Raw genomic sequence first — 21,633 nt, 5'->3', positions numbered from 1 at the left:
GTGGACCCGGGCCACTCCTGGCCCGGGTCCGGGTGGAAGGCGCCGCTCAGCCCAGGCGCAGCAGCTTCCGGGCCTGCTCCGGCGTGGCCAGCTCACGGCCGTTCGCCCGGGCGCGCTTCGCGGCCTCGGCGACCAGCTCCCAGTTGCCCTTCGCGAGCACGCCCTTGGACACGTAGATGTTGTCCTCCAGGCCCACGCGCGCGTTGCCGCCCCGCTTCGCCGCCTCGTCCACCAGCGGGAGCTGGTGCCGGCCCACGCCCGCCACCGTCCAGGTGGAGCCCTCCGGCAGCGAGGCAATCATGAAGTCCAGCACCTCCGGCCGGGGCTGCAGCGTCCCGGGCACCCCGAGCACGAAGTCGAAGTGCGCCGGCAGGTCCACCAGCCCCTCCTTCGCGAGGTAGCGGGCCTCGTCAATCATGCCCACGTCGAAGCACTCGATCTCCGGCCGCAGGCCGATGGCGCGGATGCGCTTCGCGATGTCCCGGACCAGCGGGCGGGGATTCCAGAAGACGTCCTCGCCGAAGTTCACCGTGCCCGTGGTGAGCGTGGCCATGTCCGGCCGGTCCGCCCCGGTGAGCGTCAGCGGCCCGCAGCGCTCGTCCACGCTCATGCCCACCGCGCCGCCGGTGGACGTCTGGATGAGCACGTCCGTGCGCTTGCGGATGGCGCGGATGGCGGCGCGGAACAGCTCCGCGTCCTGGGACGGCTTGCCGTCCGCGGTGCGCACGTGCAGGTGCACCATGGCCGCGCCGGCCTCGCGGCAGCGCGCCGCGTCCTCCGCGATTTCCTCCGCGGTGATGGGCAGGTGCGGCGTCTGCTCGCGCGTCGTCTCCGCGCCCACCATCGCCGCGGTGATGACCATGGGAGTGCTCATCGCTGACCTCGCTGCTTGTCCTTCGGCACCACGCAGGTCCCCGAAGCACGGCACACCACCACCGGCTCCTGCAACACGTCCGCCGCCGAATCGTTCACATCCGGGCGGGGACGGATGACCTTGCGCGCCTCGAAGCGCATCTTCCGCGACGTGTTGCCCGCGCTGACAATCTCCCCTTCCGCCTCGATGAAGTCCCCGGCGTACACGGGCGCGAGGAACTCCACCGAGTCGTAGGCGCGGAACAGCCCCTCGTCGCCGTCGCTGCGGATGCACAGCTCCGTGGCCACGTCGCCGAAGAGGCCCAGCATGCGCGCGCCGTCCACCAGGTTGCCGCCGTAGTGCGCGTCGTGGCTGCTCATGCGCAGGCGGATGACGGCCTTGGTTCCGGTGCTCACTTGGGCTCTCCCTGGTAGTGCATGTCCTGCGGCTCCTTGCCCATCTTCTTCAGGAGCGCGTGGGCGATGTAGTTGGCCACGTCCGACGGCTTGGTGCCCGGGCCGAAGCCGGCGTCGAAGCCCAGCTCCAGCGCCAGCTTGTGGTCCACGCGCGGCCCGCCCAGCAGCAGCTGGACCTTGCCGTGGATGCCCGCCGCCTTGGCCACCTCGATGAACTGCCGCGAGTTGTCCTTGTGCACGTCGCGCTGGGTGACGACCTGGCTCACCAGGATGGCGTCGGCGTTCTTCGCCATGGCCTTCTTGATGAGCTCCTCGTTGGGCACCTGGCTGCCCAGGTTGTACGCCTCGAACCAGGGGTAGCGCTCCAGGCCGTAGTCGCCCGCGTAGCCCTTCATGTTGAGGATGGCGTCGATGCCCACCGTGTGCGTGTCCGTGCCCGTGCACGCGCCGAACACGACGATGCGGCGGCCCACCTTCTCCTTGATGAAGGCGTTGAGGTCGTCGAAGGACATCTTCTTGACGATGACCTCGGGCACGTCGATTTCGGCGTAGTCCAGGGCCACGGACGACCGGGCGTAGACGACGAAGAAGGTGTAGTTGTCCGCGGCGCGCTCGGCGGCGGCCACCTTCACGTCGGAGAACCCCATCTTCTTCGTGAAGACGGCGGCGGCCTCCTTGGCCTTCTCCGACAGCGGCACCGGCAGGGTGAACGACAGCTGCACCACGCCGTCGTCGCGCCGGTCGCCGTAGGGACGGATGATCTGCTTGCTCGGCTTCACCATCGGCTCATTTCCCTCCGGCCCGCTGCATCTTCACGCTGGTGCCCACCTTCTGCGCCAGCGGAGCGAACCGCTCCTTCTTGCCCTGCTCCAGGTAGAAGACGACCGACCACGTCGTCTTCCCGTCGCACCCCACGTACGTCACCGTGTCCACCGCGCCGCCGCTGGGCGAGTTGTCCGAGTCCAGCCGCTTCGCCGCCGGCTGCCCGCCCACCTTCATGCGCTCCCAGCCGGCGCCGCCGATGGAGGCGACAATCTTGTCCACGCAGGTGTCGGCCTTCATGCCGGCCGTCTGCACCGAGCCCACGTCCACCAGGAAGTAGGCATCGCCGCTGGGCGCGCTGAACTTGTTCGTCCCATCCTCCGTCGAGCGGGACCAGGCGGCGGGCACCTGGAGCGAGACGTTCTTCACCTGGAACGACGCCAGCGCATCCGCCGAGCCACCCGCGGCCACCACCACGGCGAGAACAGTACCGAGCATCATGTTGCCTCCAGCAATTCCAGGAACGGGTTGAAGTAGTCGGGCGCCTTCTCCAGCACGCCATCCAGGCCCTTACCGCCAGTCTCGGAGCGCTTCACGTCGCCGAAGTGCCCCTTGCCGATGGCGGCCACCATGCCCTCGTCGCGGCACTCCTGCAGGAGCTGCATCGCCTTGCCGAAGACCTCGCGGGCGCGGTTGGCAATCTTCCCGTCCTCGCGGACGGTGAACTCCTCGTCGATGCCCCGGGCGGCGCGGTGGATGTACGACGCGGACTTGAGCGCCACGTACCGGTCCGCCAGCAGCGGCGTGTGCATGGCCTCGGTCATCATGCCCAGCAGCTGGATGCCCTGCCGCGTCCAGATGGCCACCAGGTCCGCCATCACGTCGTACGCGTGGCTGAAGAAGATGTCCGTCTCCTTGTGCTTGGTGGGCGGCATGTACTTCAGCGGCGCGTCGGGGAAGCAGCGGCGCACCAGCATGGCCTGGGACAGCTCCAAGAGCAGCGTGTCGTCGCGGTACGGGTCGATTTCGTACGAGTGGCCGATGCCCAGCTGCCAGTCCTTGAGGCCCGCGCGCTTGGCGAAGCACTCGTTGATGAACTGGCTGGCGATGACGGTGTGGGCCGCGTCGTACGCGTCCGCGGTGGTGATGTAGTTGTCCTCGCCGGTGTTGATGATGATGCCGGCCAGGGCGCAGATGCGGCGGCTGAAGTACTGGTCGATGAACGTGCGCCGCATGTTGATGTCACGGAAGAGGATTCCGTACATCGCGTCGTTGAGCAGCATGTCCAGCTTCTCGTAGGCCGCGCAGAAGGCGATCTCCGACATGCAGAGGCCGGACGAGTAGTTGGTGAGCTGGATGTAGCGCTTGAGCTTGCGGCTCTCCTCGTCCAGGGCCTCGCGCATGATGCGGAAGTTCTCCTGGGTGGCGTAGGTGCCGCCGTAGCCCTCGGTGGTGGCGCCGTGGGGCACGTAGTCCAGCAGGGACTGGGCCGTGGACCGGATGACGGCGATGACGTCCGCGCCGGCCTGGGCCGCGGCCCGGGCCTGGTCCACGTCGTCATAGATGTTGCCCGTGGCGACGATGACGTACTTGTGCGGCGCGGGCGACATGGGGAACTGCTCGCGGAGGGCGTTGCGCTGGGCGACGCGGGACTTCAGGTCGTCCATGGCGGCGCGGGCCTCGGCTCGCACCTCCTCGCGCAGGTTCTGCTCCTGCTCGGGCGACAGGGGGCCCAGCTTGTCCGTGGGCAGCGCCGTCAGCCGCTCCACGGCCTCCAGCGGGCTCTTGGCGCCCAGGTGCAGCGCGCGGCCGTACCAGTAGGCGGCGCCCTTGTTGAGCACCCCGGCGGCCTTGAGCTTGTCGACCATCAGGTTGGCGAGCGGGACGCCTCGCGCCCCGGCTCCGGAGATGCCGAAGAAGCGCAACACGGTGCGCTCGGTGGAAACAGTGGTGTTGCGGCGGATGAGGTCGAAGATCGGGTTGACGATCTCCTCCGCCAGCTTGCGCGCGTGCTCAATCTGCGCGTCTTCGATGAACGGGCCTGGCATGGACGCACCTTACCCGCCAAACAGCCAGCCGGAAGGCTCAAGAAGCCCCGCCTGGCCTTGGCGCACCGCATTATCGGTTTTGACGCACGTCACACCGGCGGGACGGTGTTTTGTGCCACCGAAAGGCCGGTGCCCACACCGAATTGTCGGTGTTAGCACCGCGCCCCCTACGTAAACAGCGAATATTGCTAGGCCCATTCAGACGGCACGGGCCGTGCTCTGGAGCGCGGCGTCTCACCCCCGCAAACGAGGAGACACCGTGAACACCCGCTCCCTACTCCTGACGGCAGCGCTTTTCTCCACCCCCGCCCTGGCCAGCAACCCGCCCCCTCTCACCACCGACTCCGGCTCGCCGGTGGGCACCAACCAGAGCTCCAAGACGGCGGGCCCCCGCGGCGGCGTGCTGCTGGAGGACTTCCACCTCATCGAGAAGCTGGCCCGGTTCGACCGTGAGCGCATCCCCGAGCGCGTCGTCCACGCGCGCGGCACCGGCGCGCACGGCGTCTTCGAGAGCTACGGCGACTTCTCCAACCTCACCCGCGCGTCCATCTTCTCCGCCAAGGGAAAGAAGACGCCGATGTTCGTGCGCTTCTCCACGGTGATTCCCTCGTCCGGCTCGCCGGAGACGGTGCGTGACCCTCGTGGTTTCGCGCTCAAGTTCTACACGGACGAGGGCAACTGGGACCTGGTGGGCAACGACCTGCCCATCTTCTTCATCCGGGACGCCATCAAGTTCCCGGACATGGTGCACTCGCTCAAGCCGTCCCCCATCACCAACAAGCAGGACCCGAACCGCTTCTTCGACTTCTTCTCGCACCAGCCCGAGTCGACCCACATGCTCACTCAGGTCTACTCGGACCTGGGCATCCCGGCGAACTACCGCCAGATGAACGGGCACGGCGTGCACGCGTTCAAGTTCGTCAACGCGAAGGGCGAGTACAAGTACGTCAAGTTCAACTGGTTCTCGCAGCAGGGGGTGAAGGGACTCAACACCCCCGAGGAAGTTGCCCGCACCATCGCCAACGACTTCCAGCACGCCACCACGGACCTGTACGCCACCATCGGCATGGGCAAGTTCCCCTCGTGGGAGCTGACGGTGCAGGTGCTGGACCCGAAGGACCTGGACACGTTCTCGTTCGACCCGCTCGACGCGACGAAGGTGTGGCCGGAGGACCAGGTCCCGTCCATCAAGCTGGGGAAGTTCACGCTCAACAAGATGCCGGACAACTTCTTCGAGGAGACCGAGCAGGTCGCGTTCTCCCCGGGCGTGATGCCGCCGGGCATCGAGCCGTCCGAGGACCGGCTCCTGCAGGGCCGCCTCTTCTCCTACGCGGACACGCAGCGCTATCGCATCGGCGCCAACTACCAGTCGCTGCCCATCAACCGCGCCAAGGCCCCGGTGAACAACAACAGCCAGGCCGGCGCCATGAACTTCTCCAACACGAAGTCGGACGTGAACTACGAGCCGAGCGTCACCCGAGAGACGCAGGACGCCCCGGCCTACCTCCTGTCGAACGCGCCGCTGAGCGGCACCACGCAGCAGCGCGGCATCGAGAAGACGGACAACTTCTCCCAGGCGGGCGCCTTCTATGCCGCGCTCGACGCTGGCGCGCGGGAGCGGCTGGTGAAGAACCTGGCCGCGGACCTGAGCCAGGTGCGTGACGCCCGCGTGAAGGCCCGCATGGTGGGGCACTTCTACATGGCCAACGCCGAGTACGGCACGAAGCTGGCCAAGGCGGTGGGCGTGAAGGTGGATGACGCCAAGGCCGCCGTGGCGCCGCTGGCCGCGCGCTGAAGTCCCCTGCCGTACCAGGCCGGGCCCCGGCGCCGTGTGCCGGCCGGGGCCCGCTGTCTCCCGCCGGTCTCCTCGAGAGAGGGTCGGGGTGGGAAGAACGCTGGTGTCCACACAGTCCCCCGTGTTCCCCCACGCTGGCCTCGCCCATCCCGGCTCTCTCTCGACCGGAGCGGCCTGTGCTTCCCAGGCCTGAAAACCTCATTCCCTTCCGGAGGACGTCATGGTTCGCAAGCTGCTGCTCGGTGCGTTGGGTCTGCTGGTGCTGGTGGGCGCGCTGCTCACCGCCGCGTGGATGTCCCTGCGCACCGCCCCCGCGCCCCAGGGCCGGCTGCTGGCCACGAGCGAGGCGGAGCGCTACCTGCTCGCCGCCGCCCGCGCCGGTGATACGGAGGTCGTCACCGGGCTTCTCGAGGCGGGCACGCCCGTGGAGGCCCGCGACGCCCGGGGCTTCTCGCCTCTCATCCTGGCCGCGTACCACGGCCACACCGAGACGGTGCGCGCGCTGCTCGCCGCGGGCGCGGATGCCTGCGCGGGTGACAACCGCGGCAACACCGCTCTCATGGGCGCCGCCTTCAAGGGCTACGCGGACATCGTCGGGCTGCTGAACCAGCAGCCCTGTGCCGTGGACCAGACCAACCGCTTCGGCCAGACGGCGCTGATGTTCGCCTCCCTCTTCGGCCGCACGGAGGTGCTGGAGCAGCTCCGCCAGAAGGGCGCCTCGCCCGAGGTGCGCGACGCGAGCGGCCGCTCCGCCCAGGACTGGGCGGCGACACAGGAGCCTCGCGCGCCCGTGGCGCCCGCGCCCACGGAGACCTCCGCCTCCGCGCGGTAGGGCACGCGGGCCGGGCATCCCCGCCTCGTGGCAGGACGAGGGCCCGGCGTACGCCGCCGGGGATGGCCCGTTTCACTCACGCCGCGAAATGGGCCGGCGCCCGAACGGGTGACGCACCTACTTCTCCGGGAACCAGCAGACGCCGAGCCGGTTGCCGTCCGGGTCCTTGAAGTCGAAGAAGCTCACGTCCGGCATCACCTGGATGTCCTCGACGTAGGCGCCGGCCTCCTTCAGCCGGCGATGGGCCGCCTCGATGTCGCTCGCGTAGAAGTTGAGCGGCGCATGGCCGGTGAACGGCCGGAGCTCCCCCTCCGGCTGATACAGCGTGACCGCGGTCTCTCCCGCATTGAGGGCCGCGTAGTTGCCCGCGTGCCAGCGCAGGGTGAACCCGAGGGCCCAGGTGTACCAGCCGATGGCGTCCTTCAGGCCGCGGACGGGGATGAAGACGGTATCGACGCGCTTGAAGAGTGGCTCGCTCACGGAGGCGGCCGCCCTCACACGTATCGCGTGGCGAAGAGCTGCAGCAGCTCCGGCTCGGTGCGCAGCAGGTCCAGCGTCAGCGCGGCATGGTTGGGCACGTAGCCGTTGCCCACCAGCATGGTGACGTCCTTGCCCACGCCCTCCGCGCCCAGCGCCGCCGCGGTGAAGCTGGTGGCCATGGAGAAGAAGATGGCCGTGCCCCCGTCCTTCACGGACAGGATGGTGGCCATCTCCGTGTTGCCCACGCTGGCGCAGTTGACCACCAGGTCACAGAGCTGGCCGTCCGTCGCCTTGCTCACCGCCTCCATCACCTCCACGCCCTGCGTGGCGTCCACCTTCAGCGCCACGTCGCACAGGCCGATGGACGACAGCATGTCCAGCGCGTTCTGCGACACGTCCAGCGCCAGCAGCTTCCCGCGGCTCTCCAGGTTGCGCCGCGCCTGCGCCAGGCACAGCGCCCCGCTCTTGCCCGCGCCCAGCACCGCCACCGTCATCCCCGGCCGCACGTGGCGCGCCACCAGCGCGGGTGCTCCGCACACGTCCAGCGCCGCCAGGGCCAGCGTGTCCGGCATGTCCGAGGGAAGCTTCGCGTAGATGCCGCTGGCGAACAGCAGCGCGTGCCCGCGGATGTCCACGCGGTCGATGTCCACGTGCACCGCCTTCACCTCTTCAATCACCAGCGGCGTCAGCGTGAGGCTCACCAGCGTGGCGATGCGGTCGCCCACCATGAGCAGCTCGCGCGCGGGGTGCTTGGGGCCCAGCTCCTTCACCCGGCCAATCAGCATGCCGCCCGAGCCCGTCACCGGGTTCTGCATCTTCCCGCGCTCGCGGACGATTTCCTGGATGCGCGCGCCGATGCGGGCCGGGTCGCCGCCCACCTCGCCCTTGATCTGCTTGAAGGACGCCGCGTCGATGTTGAGGCTCTCCACATCGATGAGCATTTCCGCTTCGCGGCACGGCAGCGAAGGGTCCAGCTTCCGCGCGCGCTGCGGCAGCACGCCACTCTCTCCCACGACGCGGGACAGCCCGTAGAGGTCGATGCCCATGTTCCCGTCTCCCTGAAGGTTCGAGCGCCCGGAGGCGCGCACCGTGCTGCCTCTACCCGCTCCCCCCGGGGGATGGCCAGCACGACGTCACCCCATTCCATGTCATGCACCCGACACCGGCCCGGCCCACCCCATTCCAGGGCAACCGGGCCATAGCGGTGCGGCCCGCCAACCGCATGCCAGGGCCGGCCTCATGCCAAGACCGCGAGCTTCCTCGGGAATGGCCAACCGCCGGGCGTTGGCCCGAGGGGTGCAGCCGGTCGTCGGCATGGCCCCCACCCATGCATCCCGAGTCCTCGCCGTCCTGTCCAGCGCCCTCGCCCTGACGGCGCTGACCCTGCCACTTCCCGCCGCCGGCAAGGAGGTGATGCCGCACCGCGGCGACATCCCGGATGCCTTCCTGCGCGGTGTCACCCACGTCGTCTGTGTCACCTTCCCTGAAGGCGGCGCGGCCGAATTACCTCTCTACACGCGAGGGGCCGGCGGCTTCCACCGCGCGGGCGCCATCCCGCGAGGGCAGACGGGCCCATTGAGCCAGTGGGACGATGACGAGGGGTGGCAGGAGGACTGCTACCCCGCCTTCGACGTCCAGGCCGGTGACGCCACCCGGTATGCCCACGTCCTCATCAACCTCCAGGAGGCGGGCGGCCGGGAGGCCTGGCTGCGCGAGGGCAGTGAGCGCGGCCCCGAGGCGCCGTGGGTCACCATCGAGAGCCTGCGCACGCTGGACGCTTTCGAGGGCAGGCGCGTCGAGTTCGATGCGCTCCGCCGCCCGGGCCGGCCGCTGGTCGTGCGCGCCGCGCCGCACGACTCCGCCAACGAGGTGGAGGCCGCTCTTCCCAACGACGTCATCCTGGGGCAGCGCGTGGGTGATTTCGCGGAGGTCCTGTCCTATGCGCCCGGCGACAGCGGGTACCGGCGGCTCGGCTGGGTGCGCATCGTGGACGAGGAGGGACTGCTGCTCCTCTGGCCCACCCACTTCAACAGGCACGGGTGCTGACCTGCCGAGGCCAGCCCCCGCGCCGGGCGCTACGCCTGGGCGAGCTTCGGCACCAGCACCGACAGCGAGCGCTCGAAGCGGTACGACACGCCGGAGTGCCCGTCCTCGAACTCCTCGTGCACCAGCTCCACGCCGGCGCCCTTGAGGTCCTCCGCCAGCATGCGCGTGCCCCAGCGGATGTTGAACTCGTCGCGGGTGCCGCAGTCGAGGAACACCGTCTTCAGCTTGCGGAACGCGTCCAGGAACTTGGGCACGAAGCGCACCGGGTCGTGCACCAGCCAGCGGTTCCACACGTCCAGCTTGAGGCGGCCCGTCTGCGCGTCGAAGGGCAGCTCCAGGTTGAGCGGCTCGCCCTTCTTCGGCGAGTACGCCGCCGCCATCGCCAGCGTGTTCACCACCGGGAAGTCCTCACCGCGCATCTTCGTCTCGCGCACGCGCTTGCGGAACTCCGCGTGCCAGGTCTCCACCCCGCCCGCCTTGAGCAGCGACGCCGCCGCCTTGGGCAGGTCCGGCAGGTAGCAGTACTCGAAATACGAGTCCGCCGCGTGCGCGCCCAGGTGCGAGAAGAGCTCCGGGTGGTAGCGGCCCATCACCAGCGCGCCGTAGCCGCCGGAGCTATGGCCCACCACCGCGCGCGAGGCCGCCTTCGGCAACGTGCGGTACGTGCGGTCCACGAAGCCCACCACGTCCTTGGCGAGGTAGTCCCGATAGCGGCCGATGGCGTCGCTGTTCACCCACTGGCTGCCGCCCAGCGACGTCCACCCGTCCGGGAACACGCCGATGGCGGGAGGCACCGCGCCGGACTCGATGAGCGCGTCCATGCGCTCGGGGACGCTGGGCCCGAAGCCCGAGGCGTTCGTCCACGTCCCGCCGCTGTTGCCGAAGGCGTGCAGGAAGTAGACGACGGGGTAGCGCCGGTCTCCCTCTCCGTAGCCCGGCGGCAGGTACACGGTGAGCCGGCGCCGGGCCGGGTCGCCCAGCGGGTTGGACTCCAGCGCGGGCGACTGCAGCTCGCGCGTTTCCAGCACTCCCTTCATCCGTGCCTCCCCCTCAGAGTGGCCGCGCTAGGCGCGTGAGCCGGTTTGCTTGCCAAGAACCTTCATCACCGCCTGCAGGTCCTCCCACGCCTTGCGCTTCTCCGCCGGACTGCGCAGCAGGTACGCGGGGTGGAAGGTGGGCATGAGCTGGATGCCCTCGTAGGTGCGCCAGTTGCCGCGCAGGCGGGTGATGGGCGTGGTGTCGCGCAGCAGCGTCTGCGCCGCGAACTTGCCCAGCGCCACCACCACCTTCGGACGGATGGCCGCGAGCTGCGCACGCAGGAAGGGCTCGCACGCGGCGATCTCGTCCGGCTCCGGGTTGCGATTGCCCGGCGGCCGGCACTTCACCACGTTGCAGATGTAGACCTCGTCGCGGCGGAAGCCCATCGCCTCAATCATCTTCGTCAGCAGCTCACCGGCCGCGCCGACGAAGGGAACGCCTTGCAGGTCCTCGTTCTCACCCGGACCCTCGCCCACGAAGACCAGCTCCGCGCGGGGGTTGCCCGAGCCGAACACGATGTTCTTTCGCGTGCCGCACAGCTTGCAGCGCTTGCAGTCGCCCAGCTCGCGGCGGATTTCATCCAGCGTCGGCCGCTCGCCCTCCCCCATCCCGGGCAGCGGCCCCTTGTAGCGGGGCGCCTGCTGCGGCACGTCGAGGAGCGTACCCACCCCACCCGTGGAAGGAGGCCTCGTCGCCGGGCCCCGCGCGGACAGCGGAGCGGCGGTGGGCGCGTCGCCAGGGCCATGGGACGTGAGAGGAGCAGGTCCTCCCGTTCGACCCATGGGGTTCATCGGCGAGGAGGCCGGCATGGCGCGGCTCGGAGATACCGTGGCCGGAGGCGCCACGGGAGCCCCTGTCCCCTCGGCCCCCGCGAGTGGCCGCGGCAGGGAGGGCGCGCTCGGGGGCCGGGCCGCGGCGGGCCGCCCCGCCGGAGCGGCAGGCTCGGGTGAGCCATTCCCTCGGGACAGGAGGGAGCGCAGCGAGGGCGCGGAGCGCTGCAGCTCCGAGGCCGCCTTCGCGTCAATCATCAGCACGCGGCCGGCGGCCTCCTCCTGCCAGAGCAGGTGGCGGCGCACGTCGTCCAGCACGGCGCTCAGTTCCTGCGAGGAATCGGGTAGGTCGTCGCTCACGGTGAGTGGATCGGTAGCGGAGGAAGCGTGCTGGCGCAAGGAAGCCGACGGCGGCCCTGTCAGTACGCTTACCGCAGGGCCGAGCCCGCCGTCACTCCCGGAGTCATTCTCCCCTGGAGGTGCTCCCCCGGCGCGAGCGGGCCGCTCACAGTGTGAGCGGAATGCCCCCGGACGGCGGAGCCCTATCGCCGGGACACCAGCAGCAGCTCGAGGATGGCGCGGGCCACCTCGTGCTTGCTGCCAGCCAGCTCCTGCTGGACGCCCGTGCGTGTCAGCACCGTCACCCGGTTGGTGTCCGTGCCGAAGCCCGCGCCAGGAGCCGTCACGTCGTTGGCGACGATGGCGTCCAGCCCCTTGCGCTCCAGCTTCTCGCGCGCGTGCTCCAGCACCCGCTCCGTCTCCGCGGCGAAGCCCACCAGCAGGGGCCTCCGCGCGCTCCCCGCCACCTTGCGTGAGGCCTCCGCCAGCACGTCCGGCGTGCGCACCAGCCGCAGCGACTCCGGGCTGGCGGTCGCGCCCTTCTTCACCTTCTGCGGCGCGCGCGTCTCCGGCCGCCAGTCGCTCACCGCCGCGGTGGCGATGAACGCGTCCACGGACTCCACTCGCGCCAGCACCTCTCGCGCCATGTCATCCGCGCTCACCGCGTCCACCACCGTCAGCCCGCCCCGCTCCACCGGCCCCACCGGGCCGAGCACCACCGTCACCTCCGCGCCCAGGCTCCGTGCCGCGTGCGCGAGCGCCAGCCCCATCTTCCCCGTGGAGGGATTGGAGATGAACCGCACCGGGTCGAGGAACTCGCGCGTGGGGCCCGCCGTCAGCAGCACCTTCCGGCCCGCCAGCGGCCCGGCCCCGAAGCGCGCGGCGACCGCGGCGACGATGGCCGGCACGTCCGCGAGCCGCCCCTCGCCCACGTCACCACAGGCCAGCAGTCCCGCGCCGGGCCCCACCTGGGAGAAGCGCGGATGCGCCAGCAGCGCCGCCACGTTCTCCCGCGTCAGCGGGTTGTCCCACATGGCCACGTTCATCGCCGGGGCCAGCACCACCGGCCCGCGGAAGGCGAGCAGTGACGTCGTCACCGCGTCGTTCGCCATGCCCGCGCGGATGCGCGCCAGCAGGTCCGCCGTGGCGGGAGCCACCACGAAGGCCTCCGCCCACCGCGCCAGGTCCAGGTGGCCGAAGTTCCCCTCCTGCGCCGGGTCGAAGTAGTCCGTGAGCACCGGGTGTCCGCTGAGCGCCTGGAAGGTGAGCGGGGTGACGAACTGCCGCGCGGCCTCCGTCATGGCCACCCGCACCTCGGCCCCGGCCCGCCCCAACTCGCGCACCAGCTCGCACGCCTTGTACGCCGCGATGCCGCCGCCCACACCCACGACCACCCGGCGGCCCTTCAGTGCCGTTACGTCCATGCGGCTTCCTAATGCGCCCGCCCGCAGGCTCGCAACCCGGGACGCATGGCGAGGCGGCCGCCTCAGCGCCCCAGGGCCACCTCGCCACGGGAGGGCACGTCCACCACGCGAATCTCCGGCCCTCCGGGCGTCTCCACGTGGAAGTGGCCCCATACCAGCGTGTAGCGGCCCGGCGGCAGCCCGTTGAACACCACCTGCTCCCCGCGCGGCTGGTACACGAGCTGCGCCCAGCGCGAGCGCATCAGCGCCGTGGCCGGTGGATTGCCCACGTCCCCCACCTCGCCCGCAACCACCCACAGCGCCTTGCCGCGCTCGGGCTTGAGCTGCACGGTGAGGGACGCCGTGCCCGGCGCGGGGCCCAGGTCCAGGCGCATGTCGGTGCCGCCCACCTGCACCACCAGCCCCACCTCACCGGAGAACTCGCCGTTGGGGCCCAGGATGAAGCGGTAGTTCCCCGGCGCCACCTCCACGCTGTAGCCGCCGTCCGGTCCGGTGACGATGGTGAGCGGCTCACTGCGGTCTCCGTTCACCGCCTCGACCTCGACGCCCGCCGCGGGGCGCCCATCCGCCTGGTACACCCGGCCGCTCAGCCGCGTCGCCTGCCGCAGCGTCAGCTCCACGGGGCCACGCGCGCCGCGCTCCAGGGACTGAGTCCCGCTCAGCCGGCCCTTGCGCGCCGTCATGGAGAAGCGCGGCACGTAGGGCGGGCTGGCCAGCGAGAAGCGCCCGTCCGGGCCCGTCAGCACGGACTCGTCGCACACGTCACACGTCACCACGGCGTCCGCCACCGGCGTGCCGCCCTCGTCACGCACGAGCCCCGAGACGCTGGGCAGCTTCTCCAGCACCAGGTCACCCAGGTCCGGCGACGCCGGGCGGTCCACCATCATCGGCTCGTAGCCCGGCGCATCCACCGCCGCGATGATGCGGTCTCCCGCGACGGGCAGCGGCAGCTCGAAGCGGCCGTCCGGACTGTTCACCTCGTGCTCGTCCACGCGGTAGCGGCGCACCGGCGCGCCGTCATCTCCCATGACGCGGCCGCGGAAGACGTTGCGGCGCTTGAGCACCACCCGCACCGGGGGCCCGCCCGCCTTGCCCTCGGCGCGCTCCACCTGGTCGTAGCCCGGGTGCTTCGCCTCCAGCCGGTAGCCGCGGTCCGGCCGCAGCGAGCGGAACTCGAAGTGGCCACGCGCGTCGCTCTGCACCGGCTCCGCGCCGCGAGGCACCACCACCAGCGTGGCCCCTTCCACCGGAGCGCCCTGCCCGTCCACCACCTCGCCGCTCAGCGGCGCGCCGGGCTTGAGCTCCGCCTCCAGCTTCAGCGTCTGTCCGTCCTCCAGCGTCACCTGCTTGCGGTCCGACGGCAGGTAGTCCGGGTGTGACGCCACCATCCAGTACGTCCCCGCCGGCATGCCGCGCATGGGCACCACGCCATCCGAGCCCGAGGCACGGTCACTCCGGAAGATGCCTTCCTGCTCCACCCACAACACCACGTCCGCGCCCTCCACGCGGCGGCCGGCGGACGACACCGTCACCTCCAGCGCGGCCCGAGGCTCCAGGGCGAGCTGCACCCCGCTGGCTGGCGCCGTCACCTTCACCTGCCCGCCGCCCCACTCCGAGTGGTGCGCGTGCAGCTCGTACAGGCCCGGCGTGGGCACCGGCGCCGCGAAGCGCCCGTCCGCGTCCGCCAGCACTGTCTCTCCGGTGGGCTGCACCAGCACGGACACGCGCGGCGCGGGCCGTCCGTACTCGTCCAGCACCTGGCCAGAGATGAGCGTGGCGCGCTCCATCTCCAGCTCCAGCGTCGTCTCGCCGGCGATGACACGCGCCGGGAGCTGCGCGTCGCGGAAGCCCTCCGCCTGGCCGTGCAGCACGTAGTCGCCGGCGGCCAACGGGCCCAGCTCCACCATCGCGCCCGTGGCCCCGCGCTCGCGGCGGATGAGGTCGCCCCCGGCCGTGCGCAGCAGCAACTCCGGGTTGGGCACGGGCTCCCCCGCCTCGTCCATCACGGTGACGAGCAGCTTCCCCGCCACTTCGAGCTCCAGCGTCACCTGGGTGACGCGCGCGTCCAGGGTCAGCGTGCGCGGCGCGGCCCCCAGCCCGGGCGCCTCGGCCGTCACCACCACCTCGTCCGGGTACAGGCCGGTGAAGCGCAGCGGCTCGCCTTCCGTGCGCTGCTCGCGCGCCAGGTGGTCCCCGCGAAGCCGCACCGTGGCCGCCGCGGGGGCACCGTTCCGGGTGACGCGGACCTCCAGCGTGCGCTCGGGCGTCAGCTTCAGGCGCACGGGCTGAGGGCCCGCCTCCACCCGCGACTCCACCGCGGGCAGGTAGCCCTCCGCCGTGGCCACCACGTAGAAGGGGCCCTCGCCCAGGCCCTCCAGGGAGAAGACGCCGTCGGGGCCGGCCACCGCGTCGAAGGGCAGCGGCACGCGGCGCGACACGGCGTGGACCCGCGCGCCCCGGAGCGGCTGGCCCGCGTCGTCCACCACCTGCCCGCCAATGCTTCGCAGGGACGGCAGGTACAGCTCCACCGGGTCCCCGGGCGCGGCCCGCTCCCGCAGCGCCACGCCCAGGCCGGGCGCCTTCGCCCAGAGGGAGAAGGAGACACCCGCCAGGTGCTCGAAGCGGAAGCGCCCCTGCGCGTCCGTGCTCGCCGTGGCGCGCGGGGTGAGAAATCCGTGGTGATGCTCGAAGAAGGCCAGCGTGTGCAGCGCCGTCTCTCGCGCCGGGCAGGACAGCAGCGCCTGCCCGCACTCGTCACAGCGCACGTCCGCGAGCGTCTTCTCCGCGCTGGACGCCAGGAACACCTCGGCGCCCGCCACCGGACGTCCCGCGGAGTCCAGCACCCGTCCGGTGAGGGTGAGCCCCTCGTTCGCTCCGGATGACACCTCCACGGCGGAGAACTCCGGCAGCGGCGCGGCCGGCGCCTTTCCGGACGAGGCCGGGGGCCGGAGCCCGGAGGCGGAGCCCGGCCAGAGCCAGGCCGCTCCGGCCACCAGCAGGGCCGCCACCACCCCTATGATGAGCCAGTTGCGCATGCGCACGCACCGCGGACCATAGCCCGCGGACGGGCCGGGAACGGACGATTCCCGCTGGAAATTCCGGGCTCGTCCTTTCCCGGACGCTCCCCGGGTGGCCGGGCCGCGCTAGTGCTTGTCCTCGAGCGCGTCCAGCCGCTTCTCCACCCGCTCGAAGCGCTCGTTGGTGGACTCCGCCAGGGTGCCCAGCAGCCGTGCCATGCGGCCCGCATGGGCGTCCATCCGCTGGAAGCGCCCCTCCATGGTGTGCAGCCGTGCCGTCATGGACTCCATGGTGCCCGTCATGGTCTCCATCGTGTCCAACATGGAGTCGATGGTGCCCATCATGGACTCCATGTTGGCCCGCAGGGCCGCCATGTTGGCCTTCATGGCCCCTACCTCGGCCTTCATGGCCCCCATGTCGGACGAGAGGCTCTTCACGTCCTTCTGGGTCCCCCGCAGCTCCTCCCTCAGCTCCGCCACCTCGCCCAGCAGCCGCACGAAAACATCCCCGCCCACCGCCCTCGCCATGCGTCCTCCAGAAATCGAACGCCGCGAGCGTACGCGGGCCGTCTGACGAGGAGCGGACAGTGCGCGAGGGGACTTCGGGGGACGCGGGCTCATGGGGCGCTCCTCACTCCTCGGCGAAAGGTTGGATGGCCTGGGCGACGGCCAGCTCCTGGCGGGCCTCGCTCAGCTCCGAGTTGGTGGCGCGCAGCCGGTCGCTCAGCACCTGGACGAAGCTCCAGAGCATCTTCACCGCGAGGATGGACTCGCGCTTCATCAGCCCCATCAGGTCCGGACGGGAGATGACCATGGTGCGGGTGGGCTCGGTGGCGCGCACCGTCGCGGAGCGTGGCGCGTTGTCGATGAGCCCCATCTCCCCGAAGTGGCCGCCCGCGCGCAGCTCGGCGATCTCCACGCCGTTCTTTTCAATGGCCACCCGGCCGCGGATGACGACGAAGAGCTCCTCGCCCGGCTGGCCCTCCACGACGATTTCCCGGCCCGCCGGGTACGTGCGCGTGGTGGCGATGGACAGCACCGCCGTCTGCTCCTTGTAGGTGAGGTGACGGAAGAGCGGAATCTTGCGCAGCGCCTCCATGCGCGACTGCGCCTCGCTCGTCTCCTCGCTGACGGTGGCGCCCTCTCCGGCCACCTTCACCACCACCGCGGTGATGTTGTCCTTGCCGCCGCGCTCGTTGGCGATGTCGATGAGGCGCTTGGGCAGGTCCGCCGGCGGCATGCCGGCCACCAGCGGGAGGATTTCCTCGTCCTCGATGTAGCCGTGCAGGCCGTCCGAGCAGAGGATGAACATGTCGCCGGGCACCAGGTCCACGATGAGCGTGTCCACCTGGACGGACTCCTGGATGCCCACCGCGCGCGTAATCACGTTGCGGTACTGCGACGCGGCGGCCTGCTCCTTCGTAATCGTGCCGGCCTTGAGCTGCGCGGCCACCAGCGTGTGGTCCTCGGTGAGGCGGTGGCACTGGCCGTGGCGCACCAGGTACACGCGGCTGTCGCCCACGTGGCCGATGACACCCTTGTTGCCGCCCACCGCGAGGCACACGAACGTCGTGCCCATGCCGCGCTTGGACGCGTCCGCCAGGGCCATGCGGTAGATGTCCGCGCACGCGCGCTGGACGGCCACCTCCACCAGCGCCGCGGCCGCCGAGCGGCTGTCCGCCGTGGGGTTGTTCCCCAGGTCCTTCAGGAGGTGCCGGTTGGCCGTGATGTGCTGCTTGACGACCTCCGTGGCCCGGGCGCTGGCGACCTCGCCGGCCGCGTGGCCGCCCATGCCGTCGGCGACGACGTAGAGGCCGAGCGGTACGTCCACCAGCATCGCGTCTTCGTTGTGCTGCCGCTTGCGGCCGACGTCGGTCAGTCCGAAGGCTTCTGTGGTCAAGGCCACCGCGAACACTCCCGTGTGTGACAGAGGGCGACTCCGCACGTTACGCAGGCCGCCGAAGACGTGGCAAGGCTCAGGGAGCCATCCTCACGGACAGCATCCGGACAAAGCCGCTTGCCGTGTAGAACGCCACCTCGACCTGCCCGAAGCGCAGGCGGGCTCCATCCTCCACGGGGACCGCCCGGCGTGGGGTGAGTCGCGCCCCGCCCACCCAGGAGCCATTCTTGGAGCCGGCGTCCGTCAGCAGCAGGCCCTCCTGCCCCTCCTCCCGGGTGAACCACGCGTGAAAGCGGGACACACTGCCGTCCTCCAGCACCACGTCGTTGTTGCCCGTACGCCCCACGGTGATGCCCCGGCCGAAGGCGTTCGTCCGCGACTTCACCACCGGGAACACCACCGACTCGCTCACCCCCAGCGTGGGCGCCCCCGCGTTCGTCACCGTCTTCAGCCGGTACTCCTCCTCCAACTGGCACCCCCGGGTGAGCGGGGACGGTGTGAAGACGAGCAACGCGGGCGGCAGGCCTCGCTGGAACTCGCCGCGATTGCGCAGGAACCGCGAGGCATGGGTGCTGAGCAGCTCGGACATACTCGGAGTGCGGGATGGGGGCCGCACGGCGGACTCTACGCGGAGTCCCTATCGCCAATCCATGAACAACCCGAACATCGGGCCACCCACGAAATAGCGCCCGAGGCTGCGGCGCTTGAGGCCAAAGGGTTCGGCGTACCCCACCGCGGCGCCCACGGCCGTCGCCCCCCACTGGTAGCCCAGGTGGACGCGGCCCTCGAGGATGCCGGCGGTGCGGTGGTCCGCCGGGGTGCCCCCGTCGAAGTGGGCGCCATAGAAGACGGGGCCCCCCGTCACCTGGAAGCCCCAGTGGACGCTGCCCGGCAGGTGGTTGCGGTAGCCGACACCCACCTGGGCGGAGTGCTCATAGTAGGAGCCGATGAGCGTCCGCGGCTCGTTCGGATCCGGGTCCGGAAACGAGGACGCCCACCCGAGGCTGCCCTCCAGCAGGAGGGCGAAGGCATCCTTGCGCTCCTGGAGGAAGGTGAACTGCCACTGCACCTTCAGCCGGGGAGTGATGACGTCTTCACGGGCCGTGGCGCCCAGGAAGACGCCCCGGGGCAGCCAGGCCGGCGTCGGCGAGCGGTGCTCGGGCGGGCGCGTCGTCTGAGCGCTGGCGACGGAGGCCAGGGTAAGCGAAAAAACCAGCAAAACAGGGAGCTTGCGGTTCATGGCCTCCCTTCCCGCCACGGTGCGGGGCGCTTGTCAACGAAGTGTTCCGTTGGCTATGACACGCCCGTTACCTGCGGATGGGCACGGGGCCGGGTCCCCCAACCGGAACCACCCGCCGCGGGACACAAGGAGCGGGACACCGCATGCCAGTCGTGACAGTCCGGGCGGGTAACAAACAGCGCTCGGGAGAGTTCGACGCCCTGGTTCGCAAGGCCACGGAGAAGGCTTCCGACCTGCTGGAGCAGAGTGATCGGGTGCTCGTCGTCTACGGGAAGAGCAGCGCCAGCATCTACTACGAGGGTGACGGCGCGCCCCCTGGCCCCGTCCCGGCGGCGCGGCCTTCCTGAAGCCTCGCTCCTCCCCTCGCTGAACCGCTTCACCCCGCCCGCGTGCGAGTACGGAACCGCGGGCCCCGCGCGCGCGTCCCTGGAGGGCACCCGTCACGCCCTCCCTTGAAAGGAACTCCGTGCGCCCCCTCCTGCTCGCCTCGTTCTTCGTCCTCGCCGCCTGTTCCAGCGCGAAGCCGTCGGTCCAATCCCGGGACAGGATGATGTCCGTCACGGGTGGGGCTCCGGGGGCGCTCGAGGCGGACCGGTCCATCATCCGCACCGCCACGGTGGAGCTGGAGCGCGAGGACCCGGACCAGGGCCCCCCGCAGGCCGTGTCCCTGGCGAAGGCGCACGGGGGCTACGCCCAGCGCGTCACGTCCGAGTCGGCCACGGTGCGCGTGCCCGCGGAGCGCCTGGACGTATTCCTGGGGGCTGTCCCCGGGCTGGGCACGGTGGCCCGGCAGACGGTGACGGCCGACGACGTGACGGAGGCGCACCAGGACCTGAAGGTCCGGCTGGCCAACCTGGAGCGGGTCCGGGAGCGCTACCTGGAGTTGCTGCAGCGGGCCGTCACCGTGGAGGACACCCTCCGCGTGGAGAAGGAGCTGGAGCGCGTCACCGCGGAGTACGAGTCCCTCAAGGCCCGGCTGGAGTCGCTGGAGGACCAGGTGGCGCTGGCCACGGTGAGCCTGGAGTTCCAGCGGCCCGTGCGCCCCGGCCCCGTGGGCTGGGTGTTCTACGGCCTGGGCAAGGCCGTGAAGTGGCTGTTCGTCTGGGACTGACGTGGGAGCGGGAGCCGCGGCCGGCCCGTCCGTCCTGCGCACGAGTCCACCCCCGCCTTCGGTGACCGGCCTTCCCATCAGCGACACCGGCGCACTGCCGCCCCCGCTCAATCCCATCACCTAGCTCGCTCACGTCGCCATCAACCAGCTCGCTCGGTAACACCAGGGGGAGCCCATCCCCTGCCCAGGGGAACGGAAGAAGTCCGCTGCCATCCGGGGTTATCCCGCTTCGAAGCCCTTGCGGCGGCTCGCCCGTCCCGGTATAGGGGGCGTCACTTTGTGGCCAGGTAGCTCACCTGGTTAGAGCGGCGGTCTCATAATCCCGGCCCTGCCCCTCACCTTCTGAACCCTTGGCCGTAACCCCCTATTCTGACTGACCGTGGGCCGTCGCTGGCGTTCGCACGCCACCGGCCCGGTCCGTACAGAATCCGTACAGACCCCGACCTCTTTCTGCACGCGGTGTTCGCTCTGCAGCGTCGGAGGGCACGGCGGCAAGACGTGCGTGGCGGGCAGGCCGCGGCCGTGTCGTTCATCCAGTTCTTTGGCGCGGCATTGCAGGTCACTCCTCACTTCCACTCGCTGGTGCCGGACGGCGTCTTCTTGCCGGGGAGGGCGGTGTGCGCATCGAGGCGTTGCCGCCGCCCGCGCAAGGTGAGGTGGATCGACTGCTGCAGGTGGTGCGTCACCGGGTGCTACACCTGCTGAAGAAAAGAGGGACCCTGCCCGCGCAAGGGCCTGAGGACGCACAGCAGGCGTACCAAGCGCACTCGCTGCATCGACGGCTGCGCTGAACGGAGGATGGATGTCCGGTCCCCGCCCAGCAAGCAGCCTCGGTGCGCCCTGTTGGAGGGCTTCCCTCTGCACGCCATCATGCACCTGCATGCTAACGGCACCCGGCACTTGGTGCTGCCGGTGAACACCTTCCTGAAGCGGGTTGCCGCGCTGGTGCCCCCGCCCGGCAGCAACCTCGTCCGCTTCCACGGCGCCTTGCGCCAGGGACGGCGCTGCGGCCCAGTGTGGTGCCCACGTCCAAAGCTGCAGCGCCAACTGGAGGCGACGTGGGACACCAAGATGCCCTGGTTGGCGAACTTCTTGTCTCCGCTTACGTTGCGAAGCAGCTCGCCCCAGCCTAGTGGAGAGCGATGACCTGCCAGTCAGCGCTGAAGACGGGGGCGCTGCTCGAGCCCGGCAAAGTGTCCGTCGTCATTCTTCGCTGCTCCCCGTCCTGGTTCGGAGGTAACCCTGCCGGGAGACCAACTGGCGCGGATGTCAGTGCTGCGGTTTCGGGAGCGTGACGGTACCCGGGTTCTCGATGGCGGCGAGCGCCACGCCAGACAGGGCACGGGGCATCCTTACGTTCCTCTTCCATGCGTGGGCCCTCTTCGGCCGGAAGCGCCGCCCTCCCGCGGAGGGCTTCACCGTGGGCACCGAGTCGAGCCGTTGGAGCCTACACATCGGGCAGGGAGACTTCACCCAGTCTGAATGCCTAGGAGCGTGTTGCTGTAACGGGCAAGGAGCGAGGTAAAGGGCTCCCTGCTGCACCTGGGCCGCCCGTCCCTCCG

The 21,633-nt window shown here is 70.5% G+C and carries 22 protein-coding genes; 7 read left to right on the top strand and 15 right to left on the bottom strand.

All coding sequences use genetic code 11. The features are described 5' to 3' along the window. Positions 1 to 46: 46 nt before the first annotated feature. From K8638_RS42465 to K8638_RS42445, 5 genes are read right to left on the bottom strand one after another with little or no spacing between them, the layout of a single operon-like run. Positions 47 to 874 carry a 3-keto-5-aminohexanoate cleavage protein gene (locus tag K8638_RS42465; protein ID WP_223760500.1) on the bottom strand — a complete coding sequence of 276 codons (828 nt, stop codon included), beginning with the start codon at positions 872 to 874 and terminating at the stop codon, positions 47 to 49. Next, the gene (locus K8638_RS42460) at positions 871 to 1,269 is read right to left on the bottom strand and encodes a hotdog fold domain-containing protein (protein ID WP_223760499.1); all 399 of its coding nucleotides are present in this window, start codon (positions 1,267 to 1,269) and stop codon (positions 871 to 873) included. The genes K8638_RS42465 and K8638_RS42460 overlap by 4 nt, the downstream gene beginning before the upstream one ends. Then, a complete protein-coding gene (locus K8638_RS42455; protein ID WP_223760498.1) occupies positions 1,266 to 2,051 on the bottom strand; it encodes an OAM dimerization domain-containing protein in 786 nt (261 codons plus the stop codon). The genes K8638_RS42460 and K8638_RS42455 overlap by 4 nt, the downstream gene beginning before the upstream one ends. 4 nt (positions 2,052 to 2,055) lie before the next feature. Beyond that, a complete protein-coding gene (locus K8638_RS42450; RefSeq protein ID WP_223760497.1) occupies positions 2,056 to 2,532 on the bottom strand; it encodes a hypothetical protein in 477 nt (158 codons plus the stop codon). Next, the gene (locus tag K8638_RS42445; protein ID WP_223760496.1) at positions 2,529 to 4,079 is read right to left on the bottom strand and encodes a lysine 5,6-aminomutase subunit alpha; all 1,551 of its coding nucleotides are present in this window, start codon (positions 4,077 to 4,079) and stop codon (positions 2,529 to 2,531) included. Before K8638_RS42445 ends, K8638_RS42450 begins: the two co-directional genes overlap by 4 nt. 259 nt (positions 4,080 to 4,338) lie before the next feature. Between K8638_RS42445 and K8638_RS42440 the strand changes: the two genes are divergently transcribed. Further along, on the top strand, positions 4,339 to 5,874 hold the full coding sequence (locus K8638_RS42440) for a catalase (RefSeq protein WP_370644248.1): 1,536 nt from the start codon (positions 4,339 to 4,341) through the stop codon (positions 5,872 to 5,874). 220 nt (positions 5,875 to 6,094) lie between these two features. Continuing rightward, positions 6,095 to 6,706 carry an ankyrin repeat domain-containing protein gene (locus K8638_RS42435; RefSeq protein ID WP_223760495.1) on the top strand — a complete coding sequence of 204 codons (612 nt, stop codon included), beginning with the start codon at positions 6,095 to 6,097 and terminating at the stop codon, positions 6,704 to 6,706. Positions 6,707 to 6,823: 117 nt separating this feature from the next. Here K8638_RS42435 and K8638_RS42430 read toward each other — a convergent pair whose 3' ends face one another. Continuing rightward, positions 6,824 to 7,186 carry a VOC family protein gene (locus K8638_RS42430; RefSeq protein WP_223760494.1) on the bottom strand — a complete coding sequence of 121 codons (363 nt, stop codon included), beginning with the start codon at positions 7,184 to 7,186 and terminating at the stop codon, positions 6,824 to 6,826. Between the two features lie 14 nt (positions 7,187 to 7,200). Beyond that, positions 7,201 to 8,232 (bottom strand): L-erythro-3,5-diaminohexanoate dehydrogenase, encoded by a 1,032-nt coding sequence (locus K8638_RS42425; protein ID WP_223760493.1) that lies wholly within the window; start codon positions 8,230 to 8,232, stop codon positions 7,201 to 7,203. Between the two features lie 268 nt (positions 8,233 to 8,500). Here K8638_RS42425 and K8638_RS42420 point away from each other — a divergent pair, with 268 nt between their 5' ends. After that, positions 8,501 to 9,232, top strand: coding sequence for a hypothetical protein (locus K8638_RS42420; RefSeq protein WP_223760492.1), 732 nt, complete (start codon positions 8,501 to 8,503; stop codon positions 9,230 to 9,232). A gap of 29 nt (positions 9,233 to 9,261) precedes the next feature. Here the strand turns inward: K8638_RS42420 and K8638_RS42415 are convergent, their stop codons facing one another. The 8 genes from K8638_RS42415 to K8638_RS42380 form a co-directional block, all read right to left on the bottom strand. Further along, entirely contained in the window at positions 9,262 to 10,269 is a 1,008-nt protein-coding gene (locus K8638_RS42415) for an esterase family protein (RefSeq protein WP_223760491.1), read from the bottom strand. A 27-nt stretch (positions 10,270 to 10,296) separates the two neighbouring features. After that, positions 10,297 to 11,400 carry a uracil-DNA glycosylase gene (locus K8638_RS42410; RefSeq protein ID WP_223760490.1) on the bottom strand — a complete coding sequence of 368 codons (1,104 nt, stop codon included), beginning with the start codon at positions 11,398 to 11,400 and terminating at the stop codon, positions 10,297 to 10,299. 182 nt (positions 11,401 to 11,582) lie between these two features. Next, positions 11,583 to 12,803: a bifunctional phosphopantothenoylcysteine decarboxylase/phosphopantothenate--cysteine ligase CoaBC gene (coaBC, locus tag K8638_RS42405; RefSeq protein WP_223760489.1), complete on the bottom strand. Its 1,221-nt coding sequence runs from the start codon at positions 12,801 to 12,803 to the stop codon at positions 11,583 to 11,585. Between the two features lie 62 nt (positions 12,804 to 12,865). Continuing rightward, entirely contained in the window at positions 12,866 to 15,838 is a 2,973-nt protein-coding gene (locus K8638_RS42400; protein WP_223760488.1) for a carboxypeptidase-like regulatory domain-containing protein, read from the bottom strand. A gap of 108 nt (positions 15,839 to 15,946) precedes the next feature. Further along, entirely contained in the window at positions 15,947 to 16,348 is a 402-nt protein-coding gene (locus K8638_RS42395) for a hypothetical protein (protein ID WP_223760487.1), read from the bottom strand. A 103-nt stretch (positions 16,349 to 16,451) separates the two neighbouring features. Continuing rightward, positions 16,452 to 17,735 carry a Stp1/IreP family PP2C-type Ser/Thr phosphatase gene (locus tag K8638_RS42390; protein ID WP_223760515.1) on the bottom strand — a complete coding sequence of 428 codons (1,284 nt, stop codon included), beginning with the start codon at positions 17,733 to 17,735 and terminating at the stop codon, positions 16,452 to 16,454. Positions 17,736 to 17,796: 61 nt separating this feature from the next. Next, positions 17,797 to 18,309: an FHA domain-containing protein gene (locus tag K8638_RS42385; protein WP_223760486.1), complete on the bottom strand. Its 513-nt coding sequence runs from the start codon at positions 18,307 to 18,309 to the stop codon at positions 17,797 to 17,799. Between the two features lie 48 nt (positions 18,310 to 18,357). After that, entirely contained in the window at positions 18,358 to 18,960 is a 603-nt protein-coding gene (locus K8638_RS42380; protein ID WP_223760485.1) for a hypothetical protein, read from the bottom strand. 143 nt (positions 18,961 to 19,103) lie between these two features. Here K8638_RS42380 and K8638_RS42375 point away from each other — a divergent pair, with 143 nt between their 5' ends. From K8638_RS42375 to K8638_RS45480, 4 genes are all read left to right on the top strand, one after another. Then, complete coding sequence (locus K8638_RS42375) at positions 19,104 to 19,307, top strand: hypothetical protein (protein ID WP_223760484.1); 204 nt, start codon at positions 19,104 to 19,106, stop codon at positions 19,305 to 19,307. A 119-nt stretch (positions 19,308 to 19,426) separates the two neighbouring features. Further along, complete coding sequence (locus tag K8638_RS42370; protein WP_223760483.1) at positions 19,427 to 20,071, top strand: DUF4349 domain-containing protein; 645 nt, start codon at positions 19,427 to 19,429, stop codon at positions 20,069 to 20,071. 617 nt (positions 20,072 to 20,688) lie between these two features. Beyond that, positions 20,689 to 20,862, top strand: a complete 174-nt coding sequence (locus tag K8638_RS44760) for a hypothetical protein (RefSeq protein ID WP_223760517.1) — start codon at positions 20,689 to 20,691, stop codon at positions 20,860 to 20,862. A gap of 7 nt (positions 20,863 to 20,869) precedes the next feature. Then, positions 20,870 to 21,217, top strand: a complete 348-nt coding sequence (locus tag K8638_RS45480; RefSeq protein WP_370644247.1) for a transposase — start codon at positions 20,870 to 20,872, stop codon at positions 21,215 to 21,217. Positions 21,218 to 21,633: the final 416 nt, after the last annotated feature.

It is taken from the genome of Myxococcus sp. RHSTA-1-4 (assembly GCF_020037125.1).
Lineage (GTDB): Bacteria > Myxococcota > Myxococcia > Myxococcales > Myxococcaceae > Myxococcus.
Note: the sequence above shows the minus strand (reverse complement) of the source record. Positions and strands in the feature narration are given on the sequence as shown.